We start from the raw sequence: 19,810 nt of genomic DNA on the forward strand, positions 1-19,810 counted from the left end.
TTAACCGCGCGGTGCCGAGGCACTGGCGAGCTTGACGGTGGCAGTGGCGGCAGGCTTGCCCTGGGTGCTGGCTTCCAGCGCTTGGCGTTGTTGAGCGAGGGCGGCAATGGTCGCGTCGCTGGCCATCGGTGTGTCCTGCGGGTCGACCGGCGAGCCGGGACGCACCCGCTGCAGGCCCTTGACCACAATGCGGTCATCCTTGCTCAGGCCACTGCGCACGATGCGCAGGCCTTCAAGTTTCGGGCCCAGTTCCACGGCGCGATAAGCGGCCTTGTTGTCCTTGTCCATGACCAGCACGAACTTCTTGCCAAGGTCGGTGCCTACCGCTTCGTCATTGATCAGTACCGCTGAATAGGTGGCGCTGCCGACCAGCTTCAAGCGTGCATACAGGCCCGGGGTGAACTGCCCGTCACTGTTATCGAACACGGCCCGGCCACGGATGGTGCCGGTCTTGGGGTTGACCTGGTTGTCGACGAAGTTCATCTGGCCCAGGTGCGGGTTGCCGGTTTCGTTGGACAGGCCCAGGTATACCGGGGTGCTCTGGCCGCGCTGACCGTTGCGGGCCAGTTGGGTGTATTTGAGGTACACGCGTTCGTCGGCGTCGAAGTAGGCATAAACCTTGTCGGTTGAGACCACGCTGGTCAGCGGGGTGACATCGGCGCTGACGATGTTGCCGGCGGTGAACTGGGCACGGCTGACCCGGCCACTGATCGGTGCGGTGACCCGGGTGAAGCTCAGGTTCAGGCGCGCCAGGTCCAGTTGCGCCTGGATCGCGGCGACACCGGCGCGGGCCTCGGCGGCAGCACTGCTGCGCGACTCGGCCAGTTCCGCGGAAATGGCATTGCTGCTGCGCAGGCGTTCGCCACGGCGGGCCTCGTTTTCACTGCGAATGGCGGTGGCGCGGGCTTGCTGCAACTGGGCTTCGAGACGGCGCACTTCGGCCTGGAACGGCCGCGGGTCGATCTGGAACAACAGGTCGCCCTGCTTGACCTGAGCGCCTTCGGTGAAGGCCACCTGATCGATCTGGCCGGAAACACGTGGTCGGACTTCTACCGTCTCAGGCGCTTCGAGGCGGCCGGTGAACTCGTCCCATTCATTGATCGGTTGCTCCAGTACCTTGGCGACGCTGACCTTGGCCGCTGCGGGGGCCTGTACGGCCTCCGGGGTACGACCGCAGGCACTCATCACCAGTACTGCCAATAGAGCCAGGGGGTAACGCAAAGGTTTGAGTGACTGTTCCATGGAGAATCCGCCAATGTATTAAGAATGGGCGGATTCTGCGATTTGTAACTATTAACAACGAATCGAACGGGCCGAAGGTAACTATCATTCGGAATGATGGTAGGAGCGGGCTTGCCCCGCGATTGTCATTGGTCAGTTGCATCGCATCGCGGGGCAAGCCCGCTCCCACCGGATCAAAACAGTTGCCGGCGCTCGCTATTTGCACTCGGCCAACACCACCCTGCAGGTATCGGGCGTCCCCCCGGAGCGACCGGCGTAGCGTATGCAGTTGTTCAAGGATTTTTGCCGCGCCATTTGCAGGGTCGCGCCCCAGGCCAGGCCGCCTTCGCCGGCAGTAGGCAGGGCTTTGGCGTAACAGCTGGAGCCTGCTTGTGAGCTGGAGTAGGTGGTTTTCGCCGGTTTGCTTGTGCAGCCGGCCGACACCGTCAGGCTGAGGATGAGGAGCGAAGGGACCAGCAGTGATGCGCAGTTGAACGTTGATTTGCCGGTCATCGCGTTTCCCCTCTACTAAGTCCGACTGCGGTCAAAACGGTCGATACACCAATCGTAGCTGTCAATTACGCACGATCGGCACTGCTGGTCGGAATCGGCGGGCGCTGTCATTGCTGGACTGAACGCTGCGCCATCCACCGCCGGTACTGGCGGGCGCGTAGCGTGTTCGCCAGTTGCTGCTCAAGCAGTGCGCGCAACGGTGAAACCTGCGGCCTGGGCGCTTTGCCCAGGCTGAGCTTGCGCAGCTGGAACTTGACCAGCGCCATGTTCGCCAGCGACGCCAGCGTCTTGTTTTTCCAAGTGATCGGCGGTAATGCCGGCGCGCTGTTCTTGCCCTGCTGCCAGGCGCGCGGCAGGTTGGGCTCGATGGCCAGTGCGGTACCGATGCCGACCATGGCCACGCCACTGTCGATCACCTGCTCGGCCACCGGCAGACGGCGGATGCCGCCGGTCACCATCAGCGGCATGCGCGCCACCTTGTGTACATCGCGGGCGAATTCCAGGAAATAGGCTTCACGCGCCAGGGTGCGTCCGTCACGGGCCTCGCCCTGCATGGCCGGGGCTTCGTAGCTGCCACCGGAGAGCTCGACCAGATCGACGTCCAGGGTGTTGAGCAGCCTTACCACCTGGCGGGCATCGTCGGCACTGAAGCCGCCGCGCTGGAAGTCGGCGGAGTTTAGCTTGACCGCCACGGCAAACTGCGGCGTCACCACGGCGCGGACGGCTTTGACGATCTCTAGCAGCAAGCGCGCGCGGTTCTCCAGCGAGCCGCCCCAGGCATCCGTGCGCGTGTTGCTCAACGGCGAGAGGAACTGGCTCAACAGGTAGCCATGCGCGGCGTGAATCTGTACCCCGGTAAAGCCGGCCTGTTCAGCCAGTTGCGCGCTACGGGCGAAGCGCTCGATCACTTCGGCGATCATGGCTTGCGTCATTGCCTGCGGGGGACTGAAGTGCCTGGACATCGTGCCCAGCTCCAGCGCGATCGCCGAAGGCGCCCAGGTCTGCTGGCCGAGGTTGGCCGGCATCTGTCGCCCGGGGTGGTTGATCTGCAGCCAGAACTGCGCGCCCTGGGCGCGCCCGACGCGGGCCCAGCGCTGGAAGCTGGCCAGTTGCCGGTCGTTTTCCAGCACCACGCCGCCGGGGCCGGTCATGGCACGGCGGTCGACCATCACGTTGCCGCTGATCAACAGGCCGGCACCACCCTCGGCCCAGGCCTGGTACAGGCGCATCAGCGCCGCGGACGGCGCTTGCTCGGCGTCGGCCATGTTCTCTTCCATCGCCGCCTTGGCCAAACGATTGGGGATTTCGCTGCCGTTGGGCAGCGTCAGCTTGTCGAACACGTTCATGGGGGCTACCTCGATTGATCGTGTTCAAACCATAACTTTAAAGTTAACTTTAATGTCAACAGGTGTTTTCAGTTGGCAAAGACGGGTGCCGGAGGCATTACCTCCGGCACCCGTGCATTAGCTGCGCACGAAGGCCAGCAGGTCGGCGTTGATGGTCTCGGCGTGGGTAGTGGGCATGCCGTGGGGGAAGCCTTTGTAGGTTTTCAGGGTGCTGTTGCTGAGCAGCTTGGCCGACAGCAGACCCGAGTTTTCGTAGGGCACGATCTGATCGTCATCGCCGTGCATCACCAGTACCGGCAGGCTGAGGCGCTTCAAGTCCTCGGTGAAGTCGGTCTGCGAGAAGGCGACGATACCGTCATAGTGGGCCTTGGCGCAGCCCATCATGCCCTGGCGCCACCAGTTCCAGATCACTCCCTGCGACGGGGCCGCTCCCGGGCGGTTGTAGCCGTAGAACGGCCCGGCCGGAATGTCGTAATAGAACTGCGCACGGTTGGCTGCAAGCTGCGCCTGCAGGTCGTCGAACACTGACTTGGGCAGGCCGCCGGGATTGCTGGCGGTCTGCATCATCAATGGCGGCACGGCGCCGAGGATCGCCGCTTTGCTGGCACGCTCCTGACCGTGACGGGCGAGGTAGTGCACCACTTCGCCGCCGCCGGTGGAGTGGCCGACATGCACCGCGCCGCGGACGCCCAGATGATCGGCCACCGCCGCCACGTCGTCGGCGTAGTGGTCCATGTCATGGCCGTCCCAGACCTGGCTGGAGCGCCCGTGACCGCGACGGTCGTGGGCAATCACGCGGTAGCCCTGGGCCAGGAAAAACAGCATCTGCGCGTCCCAGTCGTCGGCGCTCAGTGGCCAGCCGTGGTGAAAGAAGATCACCTGGGCGTCGCGCGGGCCCCAGTCTTTGTAGAAGATTTCAACACCATCTTTGGTTGTGACGAATGCCATGTTCGCTGCTCCTCTGAGATGTGCTTGTTGCGTGAATCGACGCCAGGGTTAAAGTAAGGTTCAAGGTCAATGCCATACTGAAGGCGAGCTATGAGAATAGGAGAACTGGCGAAACGCAGCGGCCTGAGTGCTTCGCGAATTCGCTTTTATGAAGCCAGCGGCCTGATCACATCGGCGCGCAAGGCCAATGGTTACCGCGACTATGCGGCGCAGGCGCTGTGGACCCTGCAGATCATCACCAGCGCCCAGGGTGCCGGTTTCAGCCTCGACGAGATCCGCCAGTTGCTGCCGGCGAGCCCCGAGGGCTGGCAGCATGAGCAGTTGCTCGCCGGGCTCAAGCGCAAGGTCGCCGAAATTGAGGTGCTGCAAAAGCAGCTGGAACAGAACCGCGCTCAGTTGCTGGTGGCCATCGACAGCATCGAAAACCGCCCCGAGGACAGGGCTTGTACCGACAACGCCAGAATGCTGATGGAGCGTTTGCTGGAACAGCAGGCGACCTGAACAGGCTGAAGGAAATACCCTCGGTGGGAGCGGGCTTGCCCCGCGATGCGATGTGACTGACAGATCGCAATCGCGGGGCAAGCCCGCTCCTACCGAGCATGGCCTTGGTCGCATAAACTTGAAATGCACAGCATTGCTCGACAGAATCGCGCCCCGATCAGTGGTGAATAGGGGCAGCGGTTGAACCAACAGACATTGTCCATGCGCCTGGAGCGCGTGGCGGCTCAGGTGCCGACCGGTGCGCGCCTGGCCGATATCGGCTCGGATCACGGCTATTTGCCGGTGGCACTGATGCGCCGTGGCGCCATCACCACGGCGGTGGCTGGCGAGGTGGCATTGACGCCGTTCCAGGCGGCCGAGCGCAGCGTGCGCGAGAACGGTCTGCAGCAGTTCATTACTGTGCGCCTGGCCAACGGCCTGGCGGCGATCGAGCCGGGCGACGGCATCACCGCGATCAGCATCTGCGGCATGGGCGGTGAGACGATCCGCGACATCCTCGCCAGCGGCAAAGCCCGTCTGAGCGGCCAGGAGCGCCTGATCCTGCAGCCCAACGGCGGCGAGCAGCCACTGCGCCAGTGGCTGATGGAAAATGGCTACTGCATCCTCCATGAGGAAGTGCTGCGGGAAAACCGCTTCGACTACGAAATCATCGTCGCCGAGCGCGCCGGTAAGGTGATGTACACCGCCGAAGAGCTGTACTTCGGCCCGCTGCAGATGCAGGTCCGCAGCCCGGCGTTCATGGCCAAGTGGCAGCGCAAACTGCGCCTCAAGCAAAAGACTCTGAACAACTTCGCCCGGGCGCAGCATGCCGTGCCTGAGGAGAAGGTGCAGGACACCTCACGGCAGGTCCAGTGGATTACCGAACTGCTGGCTTGAGCCCGAAGCGGTTATTCTCCAGCGCTCTATCAACTGTGAAAAAACGGACTAGCTTTTGTCTTGATTGTCGTCGGGTAGCCACTAGCCTCGACAACAGCTTCTCGTTTCAACGCGATCAAGACAGGAGAGCGCTCATGAGCGAGCGAAGCAATACTGCGATACTGCGCTTTGACCCGGCGTTTGCGCAGTTGCGCGATGGCCTTTCGGTCGCTCAGCAGATTGGCGACACACTTTGGGTCGCCAACGACGAGACCACGAGCCTGGAACGCCTGCAAATCCACGGCGCAGCACCCGGCGATGGGGTGAGGTGCGATGCGCACCAGTCGTTCGCTCTCATGAAATATCTCGACCTGCCCATCCCGGAGCCAGACGCCGAGATCGATATCGAAGGGCTGGCCTATGCCCCGGACAATGGCTACCTCTGGGTGGTCGGCTCGCACAGCCTGAAGCGCAAGAAAGCCGAGGCCGACAAAACTGCGCAGAAAAATATCAAGCGGCTATCGACGCTAGAGGCGGACGGCAATCGCTTTCTGTTGGCGCGCATTCCGGTGGCCCAGCAGAACGGCACCTATGAGCTCGCCAAGACGGTGGATAGAGATGGACGTACGGCGGCGCAGTTGCGCGGCAACAAAGTCGGTAACGACCTGACTGCGGAAATTGCCAAAGACGAGCAGTTACGCGACTTTCTACGCATTCCGGGCAAAGACAACGGTTTCGATATCGAAGGATTGGCGGTCATCGGCTCGCGCCTGTTGTTGGGCTTGCGGGGGCCGGTCCTTCGCGGTTGGACGGTGCTGCTGGAGATCGAGCCCGAACTGAAAGACGGCTCGACCGACACCCTGGTGCTCAAGAAGATCGGCCCGGATGGGCGCCGCTACCGCAAGCACTTTTTGGCCCTGAACGGCTTGGGCGTGCGTGACCTGTGCACCTGCGGCGACGATCTGCTGATCCTTGCCGGCCCGACCATGGACCTCGACGGCCCGGTTACGGTTTTCCGTTGGCGCGGCGGCTTGGCGTCCGACGAGGAAAACGTGGTGTTTACCGATCAATTGGAGACCGTGCTGCAAGTGCCGTTCGGGCAAGGCGACGATCATGCTGAGGGTATGTGCCTGTTCGATACCGGCGAGCAGGGTAGGGAGCTACTGTTGATTGTCTACGACTCGGCGGCGCAGAGCCGTAGATGCGGTGATTCGAGTGTGGAAGGAGACCTGTTTGTCCTCAATCCGCCAGGCTAGCGTGCACTAGCGACGGTAGTAGCGGTGATCGTTTTCGTAGCGATGGCGCATCGCCCGATCATGATGGCGTTCCCAATCACGGCGTCGTTCCCAGTCACGACGGCGTTCGGCTTCCCGGCGGGCCTGCTCTCTGCGCCAGTTATCTCTGCGCCAATCGTCTCTACGGTCGTCCCAACGGTGGTCGTGCCAGTAGCGGTCGTCATGGGCCAGCAATGGCCCTGGCTGCTTGTCGGCCATACTGGCCAGGCTCGGCCAAGGGTTGCCGGCGGCCGCGGCCGGAGCCTGAACGGCTGGGGCTTCGCTTGCGAAAACAGGGGTTGAGGTCTTCATTTGCGTTGCTGATGCCGAGCCCATTGCCGCGAACGCGAACAGGCCTAAGAGCACCATCCGTGGGACATGGAATTTCATGAGCGAAGACAACCTCTGAATGACAATTGGACGTGTGGCCATCGGGCTGCGGGAAACCTGCGTGTCGCACTTACCGAGCTGATGGGCTTATGCAGATAGACCCTTAAAAAGGGAAAAGTTCTACGTAGCCAATCATTCAGGCGGGCGCCTATGCCTTACGCCTTGATTATCTTTTCTTTGGTGTCCTCGTCGAGGAGGCTCCGAAGCGATTCAAACAGCGGATCGGCATCGGTGTATTTTTTGCCGTAGGCCAGATTGAACTCGTAATCGAAGTCAGGAGGATTGTTGCCCTGATTGTGCTGAAGGATTGTCTCCAGCTTGTCTAGCGCCTTGACTGCTTTTGCCTCGGCAGACCGTGCATTTTCGTAGTCATCCCAGAGCGCCAGGATCTCGGCTTTCAACGGTTCATCCAGTGCGCTGGTCAGCAGCAGAAGATCGTTTCTCTCTTGCTCGCTCTTGTTGGGAAACGCCGCTTTGCTGACGGCGGGAATATCGCCATTGATTGCCTCTCCCAGGTCGTGAATGACGCACATCTTGAGCATTTTCAGCACATCGAGACGGGGCAGTTGATCCTCGAAAACTATGGCCATCAGACACAGGCGCCAGCTATGTTCTGCCGTGCTTTCGGTGCGACCGCAAGAGGTATGCGCGCTTCTGAGTACGTCCTTGAGCTTTTCCGCCTGGCGTAGAAATTCGAGACGCCCTTTGATTTTTTCGATGTCCATACATCCCCACTGACTCAATCGCTGTGGGTGCCAGACTAGGCGCAGCGCTGTTCAGCGTCCACGCATAAAATATGCGCGGGGCAGGTCAGAGCGTCTCTACCAAGCGTGCTGCAGTGCCGTCCGAGAGGGGGATACGGGTCCAGCGACAGTGGCTCTGGCTGATGGGCACGAGGGCAGAGTGGTTGTTGCCGGTTGTGAACTCCAGCGCGGGTGGGGCGCAGGTTTCCCGCCAGCCGGACTCATCCAGAGCGAGCTCTTTGCCAATGATCTCCGGTGTTGCAAAACGCCATAGCGAACGCCCCAGCAGCTCGCTGACCGGCAGGGTGAACTCGGCTGCACGGGCGGAGGAGCAAGCCAGCAAACGATGGGTCAGATCACAAATGAGGTGAATCGGTCGTGGGCTCTCCCTGACCAGCCTGGCCAGGACTTGATCGGCGGCAGCATCAAGGCGCGCGGCCAGCAATTGCTCAAGCCGTTTATGTGCTGCCGGGTCCATTGCCTGTACGCCACTTTCCCAGCGAGAAATGGTCGATTGGGTGACGTTGAACAACTCTGCGGCATGGTTTTGTTTGACGCGGTGCAGCAGACGCCATCGCCTGAGCGCAACGCCAGGCAAGGCTGGCTTTAGCAACATGTCAGGCATTTCGGTTTCCTGGAGAGGCGGGCGGGTTGGCTAGTTTGGTTTATGTAAGTCCACCCTGCAAATTGCTTGGATAAATGGATACAGTTGGCTCAACACGCTGTCGATGTGAACCCTGCGTCAAGGAAAGCGACGACGAGATCGCTGCCCGCGCGCAATTTCATGAACAGCACCGATCAACGCCTCACCGATATGGGGCAGGGGCCGACGTTTTACGATGTGTTGGTGCAGGTGCAGAAGTATGAAGCCTGAATCGGCCGGTCGCAGGCAACTGGCGCGAAATTAACCCCTCATGGCGGGCAACTATCCCTTAGCGGACGATCCCAGCGCTCAACTGACTGAAATGGTGATCGGTTTTCAACACGTATGAACTGTTCCTATCCAGTATCTAGGCATTTGGTCCCTGGGCATTGTCCACATCACATTAGCAGGAGCGAAGTAAGGCTGCGGCGTGTTGCAGTGGCTCATCCTGTGGATAGTGTCAAACATCGCTTTCGATCAAGGGGTGGCTAAGCCGCCACAGGTTGCGAAGCATGTCAACTGATAGTTTTGTCAGTTGTTGGGTATCCCCTTGTCGTGTCAAATACAACAGGCATGGACTTTACTTTTAATTTGTTGATTGACTTTGTCTGGAAGCGTGAGCCTGTTAAAGAAGTAAACATGGAGAACTATTACAAGCTGAGGTGCGACCCATGAGCAATTTTACTGGTTCATTTCTTTTAGAGCTTGAAAAAGCCGATCTGAAAAACGAGTTGACTGATGTTGTCTGGCAGGGCAGCGGCAGTGAAGGCAGTGGGCGTCAAATGTTATTCTTAAGAGATAATGCTGTGAGTGTTAGGCTGGAGATACCTGATAGCCTAGAGTTGGGAAAATCGCATGATCTTACGGATAAAAAATTTGAAGGATCCAAAGTTAGTGCTTCATCGATGTCGTGGTTCACCGCTCGTCCAATAAGTGAGGGGAAGTTATTTGTAGAAAAGCAAGATACCACTCCAGGGTCTGAACACTTTAAAGGAAACTTTACTTTGACGGTGTGCAGTGACTCATACCCAGACAAGCTTAATCTTGTGTGTCTGAAACTTGAAGTCAAAAAATATAATCCCTAAGAGGGGGAAGTTAAGGCGGGCATATCACAGGATCTAGTTTCTACGTTGCACAAAGAGAGCGGGGCGCGTTAGGAAAGGCTTTTCATCAACGGAAAGGGCCGACCTTCTCCATCCAGAGGAGTGCGGCCTGTTTGAATAAACCCATAACGTACATAGAGTCCCATTGCCTGGCTCGTTTACATCAGCGCTCAGCGCTGAGCGCGACTTTCGGGCGCTAATCCAGTAGCGCACTGCACTGTCCGCTGGGAAGCGTTGACGTTGATAGGGGGCTGTTATCACACAAGTTTCAATGCGCCCTGATTCATTAAATTTAGCCAGACGCCGGCGAAATGCGAAATGTAAGGACCACCGGCTACTTCTGGTCTAATTCTGCCGGTCACAAAGAACTGAAAACGCGAACGACAGTAGTTGATAGGGCCGCATCGGCGGCCCAGGACAATCGCTGGCGATTACTCCGCCGCCGATTGGCCTGCTTGCATCGAGCGACGTAACAAGGCTGCCGTTGCCGAGCGCGCTTCGACCTCGTCCAGCAACGCCTCGACCAGTGCGAGGCTCATCTCTAACGATTGTTCCGTAGCCCAGAGCAACTCGCGCACCTCGGCATTGACCATTTCACAAGCGTGGGCGTTGGTCTGGTAGGCGCTTTTGAGCAGGACGGAGGCGTGGACCAGGGCGTCTTCGGACGAGACACCGGCACGGACGGCGAACAGTGGATCGTGGCTGCCATTGCAGGAGCCGAAGGTGGTGCTGGTTTGGGTGGTTAAGGGTGGATCGGGAACGGGTTTTGTCATTGTGGAGCTCCTTTTGCGTTGGAGCTGCCAACCGTCGCCGCGAAACGAATAGGGTGGCAGCTGTGCGCGGGTTCGCGGACCGAGGCAAAAGGAAACCCGGCAGACCCGAAGGTCTCCCACGCACAGCCGCCATTGCACAGAAAGCGGACACAGAGTTACTTGGAACTTTGAAGGTTAGGTTCATATGTATCGACGATCTAATGCATGCTCAAGCGGGTTAGCCGATATGCTCCGGCTGCTGTTCTGATTGCATAGAGGGCAATCAGAACAGCGGTTTGCCTTCACTCCAGCAACTGCATGATCAGCGCCGCATCAGCCACTCCGGTGGCCGGTAAACCGTTGGCGTTCTGGTAGTCCTTGAGCCGTAAGCTGCTGGTCTGGCCGAACAGGCCGTCGGCCTTGATGTTCGCGCCATGGGCGGAGAGCCCCAGCTGTACCAGGCGCACGTCCAGGCCTCGCACCATGGGCGTCTGCAAGGCCAGCTGGCGGCTGCCAGGCTGGGGCCCGTCGTAGCAGCCCGGTGGTGTTGCATTGAGGGTGGCGGTGGAAATTTCCAGGCCGCGAACCACCAGCGGCAGGTCCAGTCCCCAGTGCCCCAGCTCGATCAGTCGGCTGAAAGCCTGAGTGCGATACACCGTGGCGTGCAGCACTTTGTTGTCGTGGTTGGCGAGCCACTCTTCGCGCGCCTCGACATAGGCCGTGATCCACTCGCGTTCGCCTGCGGCGTCGGGGCTTCCCTTGTCGTTGGTGACACGGTCGCGGATAAGCTTCCAGGAACCGTGCACCGTGCTGTCGTAGACCACCGCCAGGCCAAGCGGCGTGGTGATGTGCAGGCCGTTGGCGGATTTTTCCGCGGGCTGCCAATAGGTCTGATCGAAGAACTGGTCCTGGGTCTCGCGCATGACCGGGTCGTCGGCGGTGGCGCGCAGGATGTTGTGCAGATGCCCGGCATGGTCGAGGGCGGTGTCACACGCTGCCAGGCGAGCCAGGAAGGGGCTGAGACGTGCACTGAATCGCGCACCGGGATTCTGGCAATAGCGCTCGATCAGGGTATGCAAGTTGCCGGTGGCCAGGGTGGTTTGCGATCGACCGAAGGTCAGGTGCCCGGAATCACCCTTGATCAAGGTGACATTGCCATAGTCACCGAGGACGCTCCCGGTTTCGAAGATGTTGACGATGGCCTGGGCGGTTTGTTTCTGTAGTGGCGTCAGCATGGCTGTTCTCCTCGCGTTCAGCGAGTGACGAGGAGCAACCTCCTGCTCTTGGTCGCAGAGCTACATCTGTTCATCGGCACTAGTTAATAGGGTTAGCCGAGAGTTTTATACGCGTCTACCCGCATGCGCGGTCGCACGACGGAAGGTGTTTGCCGGGGCGCCTGTGGATGTCGGCAAACACACAGCAGGTAGATCTTCGATCGCGCCCCACAGCGGGGGCGCGGCCGAATCTTCACTCAGGGTGTGACGATATTGAACATGCCTGGGAAGGTATCGAGCAGACCCAGTAATTCGTTCACCTTGTCCGCACCACCTTCCAGCTTGGCTTTACCGCCGGCTACTTCCTTGTCCAGCGTCGCGCCACCCATCATTAATCCGGCGAAACCCAGCTTGTCGACGGTGAGGGTGGCGTCCGCATCGTCGAAGCTCTTGTCGGCGGTGTAGATCAGCACGCCATTGCGCAGTTCGATGGCATAGGTCTGACCCTCAGGCTGCTTCCAGTTGATCCGCAGGTGCTTGCCGGTGGCCTTCGGCCCATTGATCCGTACGCCCATGTAATCAAGCAGCAGGTCCGGGCTCATGGCTGCCACCATGTCGGGACTTGCGGTGTTGATCGCAGGCAAGTTGGGTACGCCATTACGCAACTCGAAAGCACCCATCAGGTACTCGTTACGCCAGGTCGGGTTCTCGGTCTGGTAGCCGAGCTGTTCCAGTGCATCGGCCTGCAAGTTGCGCGCAGCCTGGTTGTCCGGATCGGCAAAGACCACATGCTTGAGTACTTCCGCGGCCCAGCGATAGTCCCCCTTGGCGATAGACTCCTTGGCCTTGTTCATGATGACCTCAGCGCCACCCATGAACTCGACGTACTTCTTCCCGGCCTCGACCGGCGGCAACGGATGCAGGTTGGCCGGGTTGCTGTCGTACCAGCCCAGGTAGCGCTGGTAAACCGCTTTGGCGTTGTGATTGACCGAACCGTAATAGCCGCGGTTATGCCACTGCTTGCCGGTGCTGTCGGGCAGCTCCAGCTGCTCGGCGATTTCGGTCATGGTCAAGCCCTTGTTGGCCAGGTTCAGCGACTGGTCGTGGATGTACTTGAACATGTCGCGCTGGTCGGAAATGAAATTGACGATGCGCTGCTGGCCCCACATCGGCCAATGGTGCTGGGCGAGCACCACCTCCACCTTGCCACCGTAGCTATTGATGGCCTGGTTTAGCGTCTTCCACCAGTTGGCCGCGTTACGCACCTGGGCGCCGCGCAAGGTGTAGAGATTGTGCAGGGTGTGAGTGGCATCCTCGGCGGTGTTGAGCAGCTTGAACTGCGGGAACCAGATCAGCATCTCAGTGGGTGCCTCGGTACCCGGGGCCATCTGGAATTCCATCTCAACGCCGTCCACTGTGCGCTTTTCGCCGGTTTTGGTAATCGTGTCAGTGGGCGGGATCAGGGTGAAAGTACCAAAGGAAGTGGTCTTGCCAAGACCCGCGTCCATCTGGCCTTTAGCGCTGCGCGGCAGCATCGCACCGTACTGGTACAACGTGCGGCGGTTCATGGCGGTGCCAGCTAGCACGTTCTCACTCACCGCCTCCTCGAGGAAACCGTCTGGCGCGTAAATCTTCACCTTGCCGGACTTCACATCCTCTTCGTTGGTGACGCCCTTCACGCCGCCGTAGTGGTCGGCATGACTGTGGGTGTAGATCACCGCCACCACCGGTTTCTTCGGACGGTTAGCGTAGTAGAGGTCAAGGCCGGCTTTGGCCACTTCAGTGGTCACCAGCGGATCGATGATGATCAGCCCGGTGTCGCCTTCGATGATGGTCATGTTGGACAGGTCGAAGCCACGGATCTGATAGACCCGTTCGGTGACCTGGAACAGGCCGTTGTTGAGGTTCAGTTGTGAGATGCGCCACAAGCTTGGGTTGACCGTATCCGGCGCCTCGCCTTTGATGAAGTCGTAGCTGGTCAGGTCCCAGGAGATCTTGCCCTTGGCGTCCTTGATGGTCATCGGCGTCAAGGTGGCGATAAAGCCCTTCTTCGCATCTTCGAAGTCCTGTTTGTCGGCAAAGGGCAAATCCTTCAGTACCGCCGCGTTCATCTGCTTGGTGATCTCGCTGGCATCCTTGGGCTCGACAGCGCCCAGCGCCGTAAAGGACGTCAGGGCCAGGGCCATGGTCAACACCGACAATTGAAACTTCATCTTGTACTCCTTGTGTTGGAAATCAGCCCCCGCTACTGCTTGTCTTGGGGGATTGGCGTGTGGTTCAGGAAAGAAGCTGCTAGCTGCGCTTACCAGAGGTATTGCAGGCGCAGGGTCCAGGTGTTCACATCGGGCGAGCCAGTCTGCTCAGAGACGGTATCGCTGTAAGCAACCAGGCCACCGAACTGCGGCGAGAGCATGAAGCCCAGGCTGGCACCGAGCAGGGTATTTTCCTGCTCGTTGTCCTGCTTCACGCCGTCAACCTTGGTCTCGCCGCCCTTGTTCCAGGTGGCGTCCAGGGAGACCCAGAGGGCACGATTAATGGTGTAGCTGTAGTGGCCTTCGATGGCGTACAGCGGGTCCTGCTCCAGCTTGCTGTTGCCCTGGTAGTCATCGTTGTCACCGTAGAGCGAGACCCAGGTGTTCAGCTCCAGCCAGGTCGGTCCGATGGGGTGACCGAAGGCAATCTCCGGCTTGACCACCCAGCGGTTGGCGCCGATGTTGATCACCCTGTCCTTGTCATAGTCGCCGTTGGGAACGGTGAGCCAGACTGCACTGGTAAGGAAGGTTTCCGGTGTCCACTGCGCGAATTCCTCCTTGCTCAGCGCCGGGCCGCCAAACAGGTTGTGGACGAACACCACCTGGGTATCACCCATACCGCCATTGTGTTTGGTGCCGTTGAAAAATCGCGCGTTGTCGAACGACGCTGAAACGTCGGCATAAGGCTGCAACAGCTGAATGGCACTGTTGCGTCCGGCAATGTCGAACGAGCGGGCGTAACGCAGGATGTACAGGTCGGCATTCAGTGACAGGCCGTCCAATGGCAATGAAGTGTCGATCGGGGTGTTTGTGTCGATCTTGCTGTAGTAGCCAAACACCATGTTCAGGTCGGTCGGCAGGTTCTGCCAGTCGCGGGCGTTGTCCGCCTGGGCCTGCAGACTCAGGCCGAGACCGAGCGCGGCCAGCCCGTTCAGATAACGTGAAGTGTGCATTGGGTTACTCCTGGTACTGTTTTCTGCAGCCCGCAGCCTATTGGCCACCCGGAATCTAGTTGCCGAGCGTGATGTTCAGTCCGGCGAACAGCGTGAACTTCGGTAGACCTTCGCCCTTGTGGTCCACCGTCCATTGCGGCTCGACAAACAGGTTGTAGACGTTGCTGCCGACTTTGCTGGCCTTTCCCACCCCAAAACCGATCGGGATGTAATGGGTGTCGTTCTTCAGATCGTAGGTCCAGGTACCTGTGGAGCGCAGGTACCAACCCTGAGTGAGGTTGTGCATGAGGAAGGGCTGGAAGGTGGCGGTTTCCACATGTTGGCGATCGCTGTCGCCGGCGAATGAACTCTGGTATTGCACCAAGGCTCCGAGCAGGCCACGCGGCGAAGCATCGATGGCCACGGCAGCAAGGCCGGCCTGCCATTTTCCGCTGCCCAGTTCGTCATGCTCGGCCGTGGGGGCAGTGATCTGCGGACCGATACCGAGCTGAACTCCATCAGTCTTGAGCAGGAAGATGTCGAAGATGTTCAAGTCTCCGATCCCGGTGCTGTAGCCGCTGTGCGGGTCGGGACGGGTACTGACGGGAAGGGTGGCGCGTAATAGCTGTGGAACGCCGATGAAGTCGCCAGAAGCTACCGGTAGGGTACCGCGCAGCAAGAAGTCGTTTGTGTGGGCGTCGCTGTCGTACAGCTCAGGCGTGTAATAGTCTTGAAAGTTCAGACCTGGAGCCAGACTTAGCGGATTATTGCTCTTGTTGGCAATCTCTGCGTTATCCGCTCGGGCTAACCCGCAGTTCAGTACAAACAAGACTGTCGCGATAACGATATTGAGGATCTTTTGCATTGATTTCCTTATCTATGGCACAGCTCCGTATAACTTCATGATGTTGCGGATCTAATAAATTCGAGCGAGCTTGAGTGGTTGGACGGCCCATAGGTATTAGGCCGATTGAACAACCTGGGTGTCTTTTCATCACGCGGCCTTCAGCGAGCCAGGCAAAGACCTTTGGAGAGTAGACCGCATTGAGCAGTTATCAACTAATCCCAAACACTGATCTAAATTTCTCTCAAACATAGCGGGAGGCAGTCCGCCGTTAAACTGATGTCAGCAGGCTCGCTACCCAGCCGCCGAAGAACGCTGCCTTTTGATCCGGTACATCTCGCCATCGGCATGGCTGAGCAGCGTATCGGCATCTTCCCCGTCCGCAGGATAAAAGGCCACGCCGATACTGCAGGACGGCATGTTGATCGCGCCAAACTCAGCACCCAGCGGCTCGGCCATGGTCGCGAGAATCTGCGCTACCTTCTCGGCGACGGCTTCCTGCGACTGGATATCCGTCAACAGCACGGTGAACTCATCACCCCCCATCCGCGCCACGGTGTCCGTCTCGCGAACGCTGGCTTGCAGCCGCCGAGCAACCATGCAGAGCACCTGATCACCCATTGCATGGCCATGCACATCGTTGATGCCCTTGAAGTCATTGATATCCAGGAACAGCAACGCCAGCATGTTGTTGTGGCGATGTGCGGCGCGCAGGGCCGAGTCCAGCCGGTCATTGAACAGCGAGCGGTTGGTCAGGGCGGTCAGCGGATCGTGGTGGGCCATGAAGCGCAATTCTTCCTCGGCCTGCCGGAGGGCGGTCACGTCCCGCGCGACACCGATCCGCGCTTCCACCTCATCGGACCAGAAGGCCGCCCAGAGGATGTGCACGACACCGCCATCCTTGCGGATGTAACGGTTGCGGAAATCGACGTGGGAATGCCCGTTCATGACCCGGATGATGGAGGCCCGTGTCACCGACAGGTCGTCAGGATGGATGTAGTCGGTGATCGGGGTGCCGATCAGCTCGACGGCCCGGTAACCGAGCAGGGTTTCACAGGCATCACTGACAAAGACAATCTGGTTGTCCCGATCGACCACGAACACTGTGTCCAGCATCAGGTGGATCAGTTTGGGGTAGAGCGCTTGTAGGTCAACGGGCATAGGCCAGGAGGTCCGGTTCAAATTGCTTGATCATAGCCTGACCGCGCAGGGCGGCGGCAAGCAATCCTGCAGACTTGCGCTGCGCCTGTAAATGGACTTGCGTGCCATTCAAGTCTGGTTTTGCGCCACCTGACAAACGGATCATGCACGCGTTCACTGGGAGTTGCTTTCAAGGGGAGGCCTTCACGGAATCCCGGGGAGCATGATCTTGGGACTGGACTGGGGCTGGGAAGGGGCCGGCAGCATCGCCACACAAAATGGATAAGCTCACAGCCACAACAACCCAGCCCAACCCAAGGATCATAGCCCCCGAGACTCCGTGAAGAACCTTTTAAAGACTTGCAACCGTACGCTCCACCAGACGAATACTGTCGCGCCCACCACGCTTGGATTCGTAGAGCGCCGCATCACCTTGCTCGATCAGCGCCGCCAGGCTTGCCGGTGGCTGGTCGAACAAGGTGGCGCCGATGCTCAGGGTCACGGCATCGGGGGTGACGAACGAGGCTGAGGCCGTCTGCTGAAAGCGCTCGCGCAAGGTATTCCCCAGCTCGACAATGCGCTGCGCAGAGGTATTGCTCAGGACAATGACGAACTCGTCACCGCCCAGTCTGGCGGCCAACGCGCCTTCGGGCAGGTGCGCACGAATCATCTCGCTCAGGGCCATGAGCAGGCGGTCGCCGGCCAGATGGCCGTGCAGGTCGTTGACACCTTTGAAGTTGTCGATGTCGATCAGCATCAAGGCGCCTGGGTGCGTGGCCGAGACACTTTCGAACAAGCGCGGAGCCCGCACTTCAAGGGCGCGGCGGTTGTACAGGGAAGTCAGCGGATCGCGTGCGGCCAGCCGCGCTATGCGCGCTTCACGGCGGTGGCGCTCGGTACCGGTCATCGACAGCGCGATCAACATGATCGCCATCGCGCCTTCGACCAGCGAAATCTGGATGATCTCGCCATGAAACGCCGCCAGATCGATCAGTGTGCCGGGAATCACTGCGGCCAGGGCCTTGGCCAGATAGAACAGGCCGTGGATCAGCAATACATAGCGCAGTTGCACGGCGCCAACGCTCAATGACTTGCCATGGGGGCGCAGAAGCAAGCTGGCTCTGAGCGCCAGCACGGCAACCAGCAGCGAGTTGGCCATCAACATGACCTTCGACCACCATGGCTCGCTTGGCAGTAGCAGCAGCGCCAGCCAGGTGACGAAGACCAGGTACCAACCGCGTGACAGACGAGTTTGGGTGAAGCGCGCGACGCCGATCAGAAATAGCCAATGGGCCAGCACCAGCAGGCCGTTGGCGAACCAGATGCCGATCAGCAGCAGGCCACTGATGCGCAGCAGGGCGAGGGTCGAGCCGACGCTGATGGTGGCAAAGCCTGCGCTCCAGAACAGCAGCGAGGATTCGCGAATGCTGCGCCATTCGACCGCCAGATACAGGGCGGCGGCCGCGGCGAGGGCGATAGAAAGGATCAACAGCGTAGGAGGGTCGAGAGCCATAGCCTGAGGGGTCTGTCTGATGTGCAGAAATGGAATCAATTGTAAGCGTTTGCGTCGATTTTTTCCGCGTCCCGGCCTGCCACAACCCGAACGCTGAAGCGCTGCAGCTGCAAGATACCCTAGCATCCGGCTACCCACTCCAAAGGAGAGGTGTGGAACCCGTCTGTCTCATGCATAAGCTGCGGGTGCTGCAGATAATGGATTACCACGGAGAATAATAATGAAACGATCATCGCGACTGGCGCTTGCCGGAGGCGTTTTTGCAGTTTCCTGCCTGACGGCCGCGTTGCAGTCATCTTTTGTCCACGCCAGTGAAACCGTCACTGCGCCACAAACGCAGGCGTTCTCGGACCAGGAGGTCAGTGACGCCTATATCTATTTGCTGGGTCGCCTGCTGGTGCTGCGCCAACAGCAGCTGGACTTTCAGCAAGGGATGCAGTGGAACCAGCTTGTGCACCGCAAGCCAGGAGCCGTGGACTGGCCCAATCCGAACCTGGATGTGGCCTATTCGGAAGCCTGGCTAGCTCTGGACGAGCGCAGTTGCGCGCAGATTTCGGTACCGAAAATCGTCGATCGCTACTACACGGTGCAGTTCCTCAATGGCTGGGGCGAGACACTGGCCAATATCAATGAGCGCAGTCAGCCCGATCATCCTTTTGGCGATTTTGCGGTCTGCCTCAAGGACGCGAAGGTGACGCTGCCCGCTGGCGTCAAACGTATCGATCTGCCGGTGCGCACCGCCCGCGTGCTGTCGCGGGTGGAGCTGGGCGCCGATGCCAGGCAAGCCGAGCAGCTGCAGCAGCAGTTCAGCTTGCGTCCTACCGGCACGCCAACGCTTGCGGCGGTACCCGAGGCGCTGATGTTCGAGCTGAGCAAGCTGCCTGGCGTCGAGGCATTCGACAAGGCTGAGGTTGCCCTGCAGGAGCCGGACCTGAATCCCGGCATGCAAGCCGTGCAGGCCAAGGTGCGGGCAATTGCCGCGCAGGTTGCAGACCCGGCCACGCGCGCACGTATCGATCAGCAGATCAAAACCCGTACCTATCCTGCACTAGCCAAGTCGGCGGCTACGATCGGGCCGGGAACCGTGCGCAACGGCTGGGTGCGCCCGGCAGTCTCCGGCGCCTACGGCAGCGACTTCCTGACCCGGACCCTGGTCGACTATGGCGGCATTTGGGCCAACACCCAGCAGGAGGTTCACTACTTCCGTGCGGCCGCAACGGGCAGCGGCGAGGTGCTTGATGGTGGCCAAAGCTATGCCCTGACGATTCCGGCTGACCAGTTGCCGCAAAATTTTGCCCGCTACTTCTGGTCGATCACCGCCACCGATGCGAAAAACTTCCGCGTCTTGCCCAACACGCTGGGGCGTTTTCTGCTCAACAACCAATCCGACCTGAAATACAACGCCGATGGTTCGCTGACCCTCTATTTCGGTCCGCAACAGCCGACAGGCGCGAATCAGGGCAATTGGCTGCCTACCGCCGCGGGCCAGCCGTTCAGGCTGATCCTGCGCTATTACGGCGCCAAGGGTGTGGTAGCCGATGGCGACTATTTCCCTCCGGCGCTGGTCAGGCTCTGAGAGGCGTCAAGACCGCGGCCAGCGCGCCGCGGTCATTGCAACCATAAGGA

Annotated in this window: 20 protein-coding genes and 1 pseudogene; 5 read left to right on the top strand and 16 right to left on the bottom strand. The window is 59.8% G+C overall.

The window, feature by feature from the left end; all coding sequences use genetic code 11:
- The 4 genes from mexE to ACVI9W_RS23210 all read right to left on the bottom strand — a co-directional run bounded on the left by mexE (position 1) and on the right by ACVI9W_RS23210 (position 4,028).
- Complete coding sequence (mexE, locus tag ACVI9W_RS23195; RefSeq protein ID WP_191833753.1) at positions 1-1,242, bottom strand: multidrug efflux RND transporter periplasmic adaptor subunit MexE; 1,242 nt, start codon at positions 1,240-1,242, stop codon at positions 1-3.
- Between the two features lie 195 nt (positions 1,243-1,437).
- On the bottom strand, positions 1,438-1,734 hold the full coding sequence (locus tag ACVI9W_RS23200; RefSeq protein ID WP_461531353.1) for a hypothetical protein: 297 nt from the start codon (positions 1,732-1,734) through the stop codon (positions 1,438-1,440).
- A 107-nt stretch (positions 1,735-1,841) separates the two neighbouring features.
- Positions 1,842-3,080 carry an NADH:flavin oxidoreductase/NADH oxidase family protein gene (locus tag ACVI9W_RS23205; RefSeq protein WP_461531354.1) on the bottom strand — a complete coding sequence of 413 codons (1,239 nt, stop codon included), beginning with the start codon at positions 3,078-3,080 and terminating at the stop codon, positions 1,842-1,844.
- Positions 3,081-3,197: 117 nt separating this feature from the next.
- A complete protein-coding gene (locus ACVI9W_RS23210; RefSeq protein WP_461531355.1) occupies positions 3,198-4,028 on the bottom strand; it encodes an alpha/beta fold hydrolase in 831 nt (276 codons plus the stop codon).
- A gap of 90 nt (positions 4,029-4,118) precedes the next feature.
- On the opposite strand from ACVI9W_RS23210, the gene ACVI9W_RS23215 reads away from it, so the two are divergent.
- The 3 genes from ACVI9W_RS23215 to ACVI9W_RS23225 all read left to right on the top strand — a co-directional run bounded on the left by ACVI9W_RS23215 (position 4,119) and on the right by ACVI9W_RS23225 (position 6,640).
- Positions 4,119-4,529, top strand: coding sequence for a MerR family transcriptional regulator (locus ACVI9W_RS23215; protein WP_038610160.1), 411 nt, complete (start codon positions 4,119-4,121; stop codon positions 4,527-4,529).
- 180 nt (positions 4,530-4,709) lie between these two features.
- The gene (locus tag ACVI9W_RS23220) at positions 4,710-5,405 is read left to right on the top strand and encodes a tRNA (adenine(22)-N(1))-methyltransferase (protein WP_461531356.1); all 696 of its coding nucleotides are present in this window, start codon (positions 4,710-4,712) and stop codon (positions 5,403-5,405) included.
- 134 nt (positions 5,406-5,539) lie between these two features.
- Positions 5,540-6,640, top strand: coding sequence for a DUF3616 domain-containing protein (locus ACVI9W_RS23225; RefSeq protein ID WP_461531357.1), 1,101 nt, complete (start codon positions 5,540-5,542; stop codon positions 6,638-6,640).
- 6 nt (positions 6,641-6,646) lie between these two features.
- Here ACVI9W_RS23225 and ACVI9W_RS23230 read toward each other — a convergent pair whose 3' ends face one another.
- The 3 genes from ACVI9W_RS23230 to ACVI9W_RS23240 all read right to left on the bottom strand — a co-directional run bounded on the left by ACVI9W_RS23230 (position 6,647) and on the right by ACVI9W_RS23240 (position 8,416).
- A complete protein-coding gene (locus tag ACVI9W_RS23230; RefSeq protein ID WP_461531358.1) occupies positions 6,647-7,048 on the bottom strand; it encodes a hypothetical protein in 402 nt (133 codons plus the stop codon).
- 155 nt (positions 7,049-7,203) lie between these two features.
- Positions 7,204-7,773, bottom strand: coding sequence for an HD domain-containing protein (locus ACVI9W_RS23235; protein ID WP_461531359.1), 570 nt, complete (start codon positions 7,771-7,773; stop codon positions 7,204-7,206).
- 85 nt (positions 7,774-7,858) lie between these two features.
- Positions 7,859-8,416, bottom strand: a complete 558-nt coding sequence (locus tag ACVI9W_RS23240; RefSeq protein ID WP_461531360.1) for a helix-turn-helix domain-containing protein — start codon at positions 8,414-8,416, stop codon at positions 7,859-7,861.
- A 689-nt stretch (positions 8,417-9,105) separates the two neighbouring features.
- Here ACVI9W_RS23240 and ACVI9W_RS23245 point away from each other — a divergent pair.
- A complete protein-coding gene (locus ACVI9W_RS23245; RefSeq protein WP_461531361.1) occupies positions 9,106-9,519 on the top strand; it encodes a hypothetical protein in 414 nt (137 codons plus the stop codon).
- Positions 9,520-9,587: 68 nt separating this feature from the next.
- On the opposite strand, the pseudogene ACVI9W_RS23250 reads toward ACVI9W_RS23245, so the two are convergent.
- The 9 genes and pseudogenes from ACVI9W_RS23250 to ACVI9W_RS23290 form a co-directional block, all read right to left on the bottom strand.
- Positions 9,588-9,729 (bottom strand): annotated as a pseudogene (locus ACVI9W_RS23250) (GNAT family N-acetyltransferase); the annotation flags it as partial.
- A gap of 239 nt (positions 9,730-9,968) precedes the next feature.
- Positions 9,969-10,310, bottom strand: a complete 342-nt coding sequence (locus tag ACVI9W_RS23255) for a DUF6124 family protein (protein ID WP_461531362.1) — start codon at positions 10,308-10,310, stop codon at positions 9,969-9,971.
- 281 nt (positions 10,311-10,591) lie between these two features.
- Positions 10,592-11,524: a peptidoglycan-binding protein gene (locus ACVI9W_RS23260; RefSeq protein WP_461531363.1), complete on the bottom strand. Its 933-nt coding sequence runs from the start codon at positions 11,522-11,524 to the stop codon at positions 10,592-10,594.
- Positions 11,525-11,760: 236 nt separating this feature from the next.
- On the bottom strand, positions 11,761-13,716 hold the full coding sequence (locus ACVI9W_RS23265) for an alkyl/aryl-sulfatase (protein WP_461531364.1): 1,956 nt from the start codon (positions 13,714-13,716) through the stop codon (positions 11,761-11,763).
- Between the two features lie 89 nt (positions 13,717-13,805).
- Complete coding sequence (locus tag ACVI9W_RS23270) at positions 13,806-14,708, bottom strand: transporter (protein WP_461531365.1); 903 nt, start codon at positions 14,706-14,708, stop codon at positions 13,806-13,808.
- Positions 14,709-14,763: 55 nt separating this feature from the next.
- Entirely contained in the window at positions 14,764-15,552 is a 789-nt protein-coding gene (locus ACVI9W_RS23275; protein ID WP_461531366.1) for a hypothetical protein, read from the bottom strand.
- A 273-nt stretch (positions 15,553-15,825) separates the two neighbouring features.
- The gene (locus tag ACVI9W_RS23280; RefSeq protein WP_461531367.1) at positions 15,826-16,692 is read right to left on the bottom strand and encodes a diguanylate cyclase domain-containing protein; all 867 of its coding nucleotides are present in this window, start codon (positions 16,690-16,692) and stop codon (positions 15,826-15,828) included.
- Complete coding sequence (locus ACVI9W_RS23285; RefSeq protein ID WP_342622521.1) at positions 16,682-16,837, bottom strand: hypothetical protein; 156 nt, start codon at positions 16,835-16,837, stop codon at positions 16,682-16,684. Before ACVI9W_RS23285 ends, ACVI9W_RS23280 begins: the two co-directional genes overlap by 11 nt.
- A gap of 186 nt (positions 16,838-17,023) precedes the next feature.
- Positions 17,024-18,184, bottom strand: a complete 1,161-nt coding sequence (locus tag ACVI9W_RS23290; protein WP_461531368.1) for a GGDEF domain-containing protein — start codon at positions 18,182-18,184, stop codon at positions 17,024-17,026.
- A 220-nt stretch (positions 18,185-18,404) separates the two neighbouring features.
- Between ACVI9W_RS23290 and ACVI9W_RS23295 the strand changes: the two genes are divergently transcribed.
- Positions 18,405-19,760 (top strand): DUF1214 domain-containing protein, encoded by a 1,356-nt coding sequence (locus ACVI9W_RS23295; RefSeq protein ID WP_461531369.1) that lies wholly within the window; start codon positions 18,405-18,407, stop codon positions 19,758-19,760.
- The last annotated feature ends 50 nt before the right edge of the window (positions 19,761-19,810 follow it).

This window comes from Pseudomonas sp. 210_17 TE3656 (assembly GCF_054821965.1).